Raw genomic sequence first — 7937 nt, 5'->3', positions numbered from 1 at the left:
CATTTGTTGGGTGCGTGAGGTTTCCCCAGCGGCCAAATCGTTTCGTTCGCAGCGGTCCGTTCGCATGTCATAGAGTTCCCATGCACCTGTTTGACCCTTTGCCACAATCTTCCAATCGCCCTGATGCAACGCGCGATTGTTGTTGTGATTGAAGTAGAGGAAATCGCGTTTCACTGCGTTGTCCGCGGCTAAGGTGGGCGCCAGACTCTTACCGGCGAGCGGAGGAGCGTCCGCAGGACGTGCCGGCTTCGTTCCGGCAAGTTCGAGGACGGTCGGAAGCACGTCAACAAAGTGACACTGATCGTGCCGCAAGCCGCCGTGGTCGGCGATTCCCGCAGGCCAGTGCGCCACGAGCGGTGAGGCGATGCCGCCTTCATGCACGTAGGATTTGTGCAGACGGAACGGCGTGTTCGCGGCGGTGGCCCATCCCGGACCGATACACAGGTGCGTGCGCTCCGAGCCCATCGGCGCGCTCGGATCGTGCCCATCGCCGCGGATCATAATCTCGGCGCTTGCGCCGTTGTCCGACAGTACCAGAATCAGCGTGTTCTCCAGCGCGTTCATCGCTTTGAGCTGGTCGACAACGCGCCCCACCTGCGTATCCATGTGCGTAATCATCGCGGCGTGGATGGCCATCTTCGCCGCCTGGAACCGCTGCTGCTCTTTGGTCAGAGTCGACCAGGGAACCGCTCGGCCCACTTCGCCCGGACCTAAGCGCTTCGCAAGGTCCGCCTCCGGCAAATTCCAAGAGGGGAAAACGTCCGGCTCCAGACGAGCAAGACCGCAATTCACCAGGCCCATGCGTTGCATGCGAGCTAAACGCCGCTCGCGGGAAGTGTCCCATCCCTCAGCGAAACGGTCGTGGTAGCGCGCGATGTCTTCGGCGGGCGCTTGTAAGGGGAAGTGAGGTGAGTGGAACGCGAGATAAAGGAAGAACGGATCGCTCGCGTACTGTCGCTGGTGTTCCCTGAGGAACCCGAGACCATAATCCGCGATCGCGGTCGTGGAGTAATAATGTTCCTCGGGTTTCGGTTTGGGCAGCGCTTTTCCGTCCAACTCGTGATAATTCTGCGTGAAGAAGCGCAGCTCATCCAGCATGGTGTAGGAATGATCAAAACCAGCGCCTTCGAGCGGCGTGGTTCGTATGTGCCATTTCCCGGAATGATAGGAACGGTATCCAAGCGGCTTGAGATATTCAGGGAACAGACTCGTCCAGCGCGGGATATTACCTGGCGTCATAATGTCCACCGCGGTTTGCTGCGCATAGTAGCCGGTAAGCAGGCAGTTCCGGGATGGGCCGCACCGCGCGGTCGAGTACATGCGCGTATAGCGCAAACCTTGAGCGGCGAGCCGGTCAATGTTCGGAGTATCGATTTCGCCGCCGTAGCAGCCCGCATCGGAGAAGCCCATGTCGTCCGCGAGGATCACGACGACGTTAGGTTTTTTCGCGGCAGCCGCCCGCAAAAGCGGTGCAGCGAATGGCGTTACGGCTGCGCCGCCGGCCGCGGCAAGGAAGGATCTGCGATTCATGTAGGGGTCCCCCGGTCTGTGGATGGCTGATCTGTGGATTCCCAATCTCCCCACGGGCTTATGCAATGTCCCACGGGCACGTTGGGTTCTTTGTAATGAGTCAGGCCGGCGCGCTGCAGGTACACGGCGGCCGGCAGAAACTCGTCATGCCGCTCGCGCAGCATCGCGTCCAGTTTGCGATCGAACTCGCGAACCAGGTCGCGCGACTCCGGCGCATTAATCCTGTTCCGCATCTGAAAAGGATCTTTTCCGTTGTCGTAGAGCAGCCATGGCCCGTGGATCGATCGGACGTAAGTGTGTTGCCGGGTGCGCAGTCCGCGGTATGCCGCGAAACCATAGCGGCGCGCCTCAGTGATCGGCGCCGGCAGAAGAATCAAGCTCGCGTCGGCGGCGGAGTCCAAATGGAGCCGGTTCGTTCCCTCGACGCTTTCCGGAACTGCCAGTCCAGCCAGAGAGAGAAGGGTTGGCATCAGATCCGGCATGTTGAATGGGGTGTCGAGCCGCCGGCCCTTCCGGCCCAGACCGCGCGGGTAACGAATGAGCAGAGGCACACGGACGGATTCATCCCACGGATACAATTTGGTGGTTAAACCCTGCGAGAGCATCATGTCGCCATGGTCGGAGAGAAAAACAACGATTGTGTCTTCGGCGATTCGCAACCGCTCAAGGGTTCCAAACAGGCGCGCCAGGCAGGTGTCGAGCGCCGCCATGTGCGCATAGTAGCCGCGTAACTGCGAGGCAGCCTCCGCGCGCCTGGCTTCCGGAACATTCGGCCGCAAACGGATGTCGCGATCGCGGTATTGCGCCTGGAAACGGACGGGCGCGGTTTCGTACGGAAAGTGCGGAGGACCGAGAGAAAGGGCTAGAAGAAAAGGGTCGGGTCCTTTGACGGCGCTCTCCAAGTACGCTATGGCGTCATCCGTCTGCGCAAACGCGTCGTACCCGGGCCAATACTTCGGATGGGGGTTGTCGCCGTCGTAGTAGAGCGAGTGGTTGTAGTCGTGCGTGCACTCGCACGCTTTCCAGTACTCGAACCCGAGGCGCTTTTCCCGCGGAACGGGCGCGAGACGGCGGCCATAGTTTCCATCTGGACTCCCATAGAGATGCCACTTACCGATGTAGCCTGTCTGGAATCCGGCTTTCTGAAAAGTCTCGGCCAGAGTAGGGCCATCGGGCTTAAGTTCCACATCGTTGATGAACACCCCGTGCGTGAGAGGGTACTGCCCGGTCATTATGCTGGCGCGCGCCGGGCAGCAGACCGGAAGATTGGAGACCGCGTTGTCGAACGAGACGCTCTGGCTTGCAAAGCGATCAAGCGCGGGAGTCGCGACATTGGGATCTTGGTTCCAGGATGTCGCCTGCGCGCGCCACTCGTCGGCGATAATCAGGAGCAGGTTGGGACGGCGCTTCGCGGCCGCTGCTCGCGTGGCCAGAGAGGCCGCGCCGATTGCCGAACGCAGAAACTGGCGGCGCGACGGCATGTTATTGGTGGGCCGGATCGGAACCATAGAGACCCAGATCAGCCGTCTTGGGATCGTAGTTCGGATTGGGCTGGGGCATCACCGCTCCTGTCGATTTTCTCCACTGCACCAGTCTTTCATGCAGTTCCGCGGTTTTCGCCGGCTCGGCTTGAGCTAAGTCGTGCCGCTCGCCCAAGTCGTTGTTCAGGTTATAGAGTTCCACACGGCTGTCTTCGTAGAATTCGATGAGCTTGTAGTCGCCCACGCGCACCGCGCCCGACGGAGGGCCGCCTTGATTGCTGTAGTGCGGGTAGTGCCAGAAGAGGGCGTCGTGATGCACGCCAGCTCCTCTCTTTAACAGAGGCGCCAGGCTAAGTCCATCAATCGGGGGAGCCGCGACGGAGTCGATGCGGCACATCTCGCGAATCGTCGGGAAATAATCGATGCTCGAGACAGGTTCTTCGCAAACCGTTCCCGGCTTCACTACACCCGGCCAACGGACAATCAAGGGTTCGCGAATTCCACCTTCGTAGAGATGCCCTTTGCCCGCGCGCAAGGGCCGGTTCGATGTGACGTTGTCTGTGCTGGCAGTCTCGTAGAGTAGACCGCCATTATCTGAATTCAGGAACAGGATCGTGTTGTCCGTCAAGCCGAGTTCGTCTAGTTTCGCGCCGATCTTGCCCACGCTGTCGTCGAGCGCTTCCACCATGGCCGCGTAAGTCGGGTTGTGCTGCCCTTTGGACTTATCGGCGAGAGCCCGGTACTTCGCTTCCACATCCGGCTTGGCTTGCAGCGGCAAGTGCACGGTGAAGTGCGGAAGATATAAGAAGAAGGGACCATTGCGGCTTGCCTCGATGAACCGCAGGGCTTCTTGGGTGAGCCGGTCGGTAAGGTATTCCCCAGGCCGGCTGTCTTTCAAGCCGGGTAAGTCGAAGGGACCGAAGTAGGAGACCGGGGCGCCGCGGTACGTTCCGGCGATATTCAGGTCGAAGCCCTGGGCCTCGGGTGTGAACGGTGGATTGCCTAAATGCCACTTGCCAATGCTGGCGGAGCGGTACCCCGCCGGTTTGAGCATTTCAGCAATGGTGATCTCTTCGAGCGGGAGCTCCTGCCGAAACGGAGCAGCCAGAAGCTTGGAAGTTGGCCCTTGCTTTCGCCCGGGGATGAAATCGGTGAGATGCAGACGCGCCGGATACTTGCCCGTCATTATGCTGGCGCGGGTCGGCGAGCAGACTGGGCAAGCGGCGTAGGCATTGGTAAAGCGCATGCCTTGCGCGGCGAGCCGGTCGATGTTGGGCGTCCGGTAGAAGGTACTTCCATAACAGCCGAGGTCGGTCCACCCTAGGTCGTCGGCCAGGATGAAGACTATATTCGGCGGGGAGGGTTCTTTCGCGGCCGCTCGGCCTGCAAGTGCCGCACCGATACCGGCCGCGGACGAATGGAGGAATTGGCGTCGGGTCAGCATGTGTGCTCTTAGTAGCGGATCGTGTTTTCTTTCGGAGAGACCCCGTCGGGATCGTTGACCTGCGCACCAGGGGGAACCGGAATCGGACCGTGCAGGAGCGGGTCCTGCGTGCGCTCCATCCATCGATCCAGGCGGCTGCGCATTTCGAGGAGCGCGGCTTGTGCGGCACTGTCCGTAACTAAGTTCTCGTGTTCCGTCGGGTCGAAGGTCAAGTCGTACAGCGATTCGGAGGGTAGCGTTCGCTTGGCCCAGCCCGCATTGAGCCATTGGGTTTTGCTCAGGCCGTCATCGCAGTTAGGCAGCACGGGCGTGTGCTTATCGCCATAGCGGCGGATGTATTTCCACCGATTGGTGCGCACGGCGCGCTTGGGTTCGTAAGCCGCGTGGTAGTTCACCTCCGCGAAAACTTCCTGGTTGATCTGCCTGTTGTCGCGAACTAAGGGCATCAGCGACTTACCCTGTAACCAAGCGGGTTTCTCGATGTTTAGTAAGTCGCACAAGGTCGGAAAAACATCGACGTGCGAGACAAGACCGTCGGAAACACGCCCACCACGGAAGTCGGCGGCGCCCCGCATGATTAAAGAGACGCCCCATCCCGCGTCTTCAAGGTTGCATTTCATGCGTGGGAACGCAACTCCATGATCGGTTGTGCTGATGACTAGAGTGTTCGCCGCTTGGCCGTTCCGTTCCAGAGCGGCAAGGATGCGGCCGACGCCGTCGTCCAGAATTCGCGCGCTGGCGTGGTATCCAGCCATGTCGAGGCGCGTCTCGGGCGTGTCAGGAATTGGCGAGGGTGGCTGAATGAAGCGGGGGTCGTCAAGGGGCGTGGGTTGAGGGTAGTCGCGATGCGTTTCGAAGAAGCCGATGTCGAGAAAGAAGGGATTGTGCGGCTGCTTGTCGAGGAAGGCGACCGCGCCTGGCGCTACGTCCAGCGCGCTCATACTGCGCGGATGGAGCACTTCGTCGTAACCGATCGGATCGGGGGTCGCCGCTACGTGCTGAATGCCCGCTAAAGCCGTGTGATAACCGGCCTGACGAAGGGTGTGGACTAAGTGCTGGCCATAATCGTTCATTCGAAAGCCGCGGTGGGCCAGGCCCAGCATTCCGCCGCTATGCGCGCATTGGCCCGAGAGCAGAGCGGCGCGGCTGGGTGAACAGGTTGGCGCAGCGCTGAAGGCCAGGCGGAATAACATGCCCTCCGACGCCAGACGCAGCAGGTTCGGCGTCGGAACCGCATATCCGAAGGGCTGCAGGTAGCGGCCGGAATCGTGTGAGTGCAGGTAGATGATGTTGGGTCGTTGCGGATCAGCGGCGGACGCTTTGCGAGGGAGCGCCCCGCTAGCCGCGGCTGCGCTGAGCCCTTGCAGAAAACCGCGTCGGGATGTAGAGGCGTTAGCGATCATAGTGTGGAATGTTTGTATGTAGGTTATAAGTCTCGGACGCAACGGAACCCGATATTTGAACAAGAACTATCCGGAGTATTCGAAGTTCGGGCCGCCACCCGGTAACGGTTGCAGTAAGAGGCGTGGCAGAGAAACGAACCACCCTTCATGACTTTGCTTCTTCCCACGCGCGGACCCACCGGGTTCAACCTTGACGCGGTCTGATGAAAGTCAGGCGACCACCAATCCCCGCACCATTCCCAAACGTTGCCGGTTATGGTAAAGACGCCGAAACCATTTGGCGGATATGCGGTTACCGGGGACGTGCCGCTATAACCGTCATCCGCGGTGTTGAGAGTAGGAAAAGTGCCTTGCCAGATGTTGCAAAGATGGAGGCCACCGGGAGTCAACTCATCTCCCCACGGATAGAGCTTCTGTTCCAGGCCGCCCCGCGCGGCAAACTCCCATTCGGCTTCGGTGGGAAGCCGCTTGCCGGCCCATGCGGCGTAGGCGGATGCATCGTTCCAGGAAATGTGAGTAGCGGGGTGATCCATACGGCCGGCGATCAATGAATCGGGACCCTCCGGCGCGTTCCATTTCGCGCCCGGCATCTTGCGCCACCAGGGGAGACCGACAGGTGTTTGCGTCTCTTCGGGACTCCGGCTGCCTTCTCCGTGAAAAACGAACGACCAGCCGAAACGTTCCGCTTCCGTGACATAGCCCGAGCTCGTGACAAACTCGGTGAACTGGTCATTTGTCACCGGCCCCCGGTCCATGTAGAAAGCGTCCAGCCGGACCGCGCGGACGGGTCCTTCACCGTCTTCAGCAAAACCGCCGGGGTATTCCGTGCCCATTAAGAAGCGCGCGGGCTCGAACTTGATCATGTCCTCCGGGGAGCCGCGATTCACCCGCACGCGCTCGGCCGCGGCGCGGACGGACTCTTCAAGCAGAGTTGCGCGCGCGATGCTGGGAACGCAGCAAGGTCTCACGCGCGCACCCTTCGAATCGTCGCTGCGTCGAACAGGGCAGTCATTCGAACGCGGATCTCCTCGTCCGTATCCTGCCGAAGAAGATTTTCCTCGATCCATGGTGCAACTTCTCCGAAGCTCGGAATTCCAGCCGCCCGGCGCGAAGTCACCAGCGCGATATGAAAGCCAAACCGGGTTTCGAAGACTGGCGACGGGCGGTTGACCTCGAGCGCGAATACCGTGTCTTCAAACTCGGGAACCATCCTACCCCTGGCAACGAAGCCAATTGTGCCGCCGTCCTCCGGGCACTCGGACCACTCCCGGGCGAGCCGCTCAAAATCTTCGCCGGCCTGGAGTCTCTCTTGGACTTGCATCAGAACTGCGCGCGCCGGTTCGCGATCCTCCTCAACGTCAACATTCCGAATGATCTGCTTGACAAAGACGGATTCCGGCATCCAGAAATCGTCGCGCGTCTCCCGGTACGCCGCGCGAATCCGGTTCGCACTGGGACGCCGCACGGTGCTCGCCCACCGTTCGAAGAGTTTGTCGATCGCGATGCGGCGGCTGACTTCCGCGCGCATATCCGGAGTGTCCGCGGCGGCGCGGCAGCCGGCGACCTTACCCGCTGAAGGCGCCAGGCGGGCGAGCACGGAATCGACCTCTTCGGCGGTAACAGATAAAGAAAGCCTGGACGTTTCCTGCATGAGTAACACTCGCTCGATCAGATCGCGCTCCGCTTGCTCGCGCAAACTGATGCTTCCGCCTGCCGCAACCTCATTCCCCGCTTCTGCGAGCCGTTGGCGGAGGCTCGCCGCTTCCGCTCGAATCTCCAGCGCAGTTATTGTCACCCCGTTCACTTCGAACCCGGTCATCGAGCGATTGTCTGATCCGGATCGGCGAAGACTTGGCCAGGCCGCGAACGCCCGCGGACCTGCCGCCGGATGTTTTGTGCATGATCGTCAACCGCTGCCGTGGCAGCAAGCAGAAGGCTCCCGAAGTTTCGCACGCAGATTTCCGAGTATAGACTAGTATCCTAGTTGAGATATCACGATTGCTCCCCAACCTGTTCGAGCCGGGCGATCCGAGCTTCCAGATCGTCGAGTTCCATGGCCCGGACGCTGATTTCAAGCAC

The 7937-nt window shown here is 60.6% G+C and carries 6 protein-coding genes and 1 pseudogene; all 7 read right to left on the bottom strand.

The annotated features are described in order from the left end of the window. The coding region (locus H1Y01_RS14905; protein ID WP_180541303.1) for an arylsulfatase at positions 1-1530 on the bottom strand (1530 nt) is incomplete at its 3' end. After that, entirely contained in the window at positions 1527-3038 is a 1512-nt protein-coding gene (locus tag H1Y01_RS14900) for a sulfatase family protein (protein ID WP_180541302.1), read from the bottom strand. The genes H1Y01_RS14905 and H1Y01_RS14900, both read right to left, overlap by 4 nt. After that, a complete protein-coding gene (locus H1Y01_RS14895) occupies positions 3013-4455 on the bottom strand; it encodes a sulfatase (protein ID WP_180541301.1) in 1443 nt (480 codons plus the stop codon). The genes H1Y01_RS14900 and H1Y01_RS14895 overlap by 26 nt, the downstream gene beginning before the upstream one ends. An 8-nt stretch (positions 4456-4463) precedes the next feature. After that, positions 4464-5858 carry a sulfatase family protein gene (locus tag H1Y01_RS14890; RefSeq protein WP_180541300.1) on the bottom strand — a complete coding sequence of 465 codons (1395 nt, stop codon included), beginning with the start codon at positions 5856-5858 and terminating at the stop codon, positions 4464-4466. Positions 5859-5881: 23 nt separating this feature from the next. Continuing rightward, a complete protein-coding gene (locus H1Y01_RS14885; protein ID WP_219341570.1) occupies positions 5882-6826 on the bottom strand; it encodes a formylglycine-generating enzyme family protein in 945 nt (314 codons plus the stop codon). Further along, positions 6823-7455 (bottom strand): peptidylprolyl isomerase, encoded by a 633-nt coding sequence (locus H1Y01_RS14880; RefSeq protein ID WP_367399791.1) that lies wholly within the window; start codon positions 7453-7455, stop codon positions 6823-6825. Before H1Y01_RS14880 ends, H1Y01_RS14885 begins: the two co-directional genes overlap by 4 nt. Continuing rightward, positions 7456-7683, bottom strand: a pseudogene (locus tag H1Y01_RS19750) (SurA N-terminal domain-containing protein); the annotation flags it as partial. Positions 7684-7937 lie beyond the last annotated feature (254 nt).

This window comes from Nevskia soli (genome assembly GCF_903970205.1).
Classification (GTDB): Bacteria; Acidobacteriota; Terriglobia; order Bryobacterales; family Bryobacteraceae; genus Bog-113.
The sequence above is the reverse complement of the archived record's forward strand: the minus strand, read 5'-3'. Positions and strand labels throughout refer to the sequence as shown.

What these genes read in the sequence shown, in the direction of transcription:
- H1Y01_RS14900 (WP_180541302.1), bottom strand. Translation starts at nt 3,038, where the DNA reads ATGGTTCCGATCCGGCCCACCAATAACATGCCGTCGCGCCGCCAGTTT.
- H1Y01_RS14895 (WP_180541301.1), bottom strand. Translation starts at nt 4,455, where the DNA reads ATGCTGACCCGACGCCAATTCCTCCATTCGTCCGCGGCCGGTATCGGT.
- H1Y01_RS14890 (WP_180541300.1), bottom strand. Translation starts at nt 5,858, where the DNA reads ATGATCGCTAACGCCTCTACATCCCGACGCGGTTTTCTGCAAGGGCTC.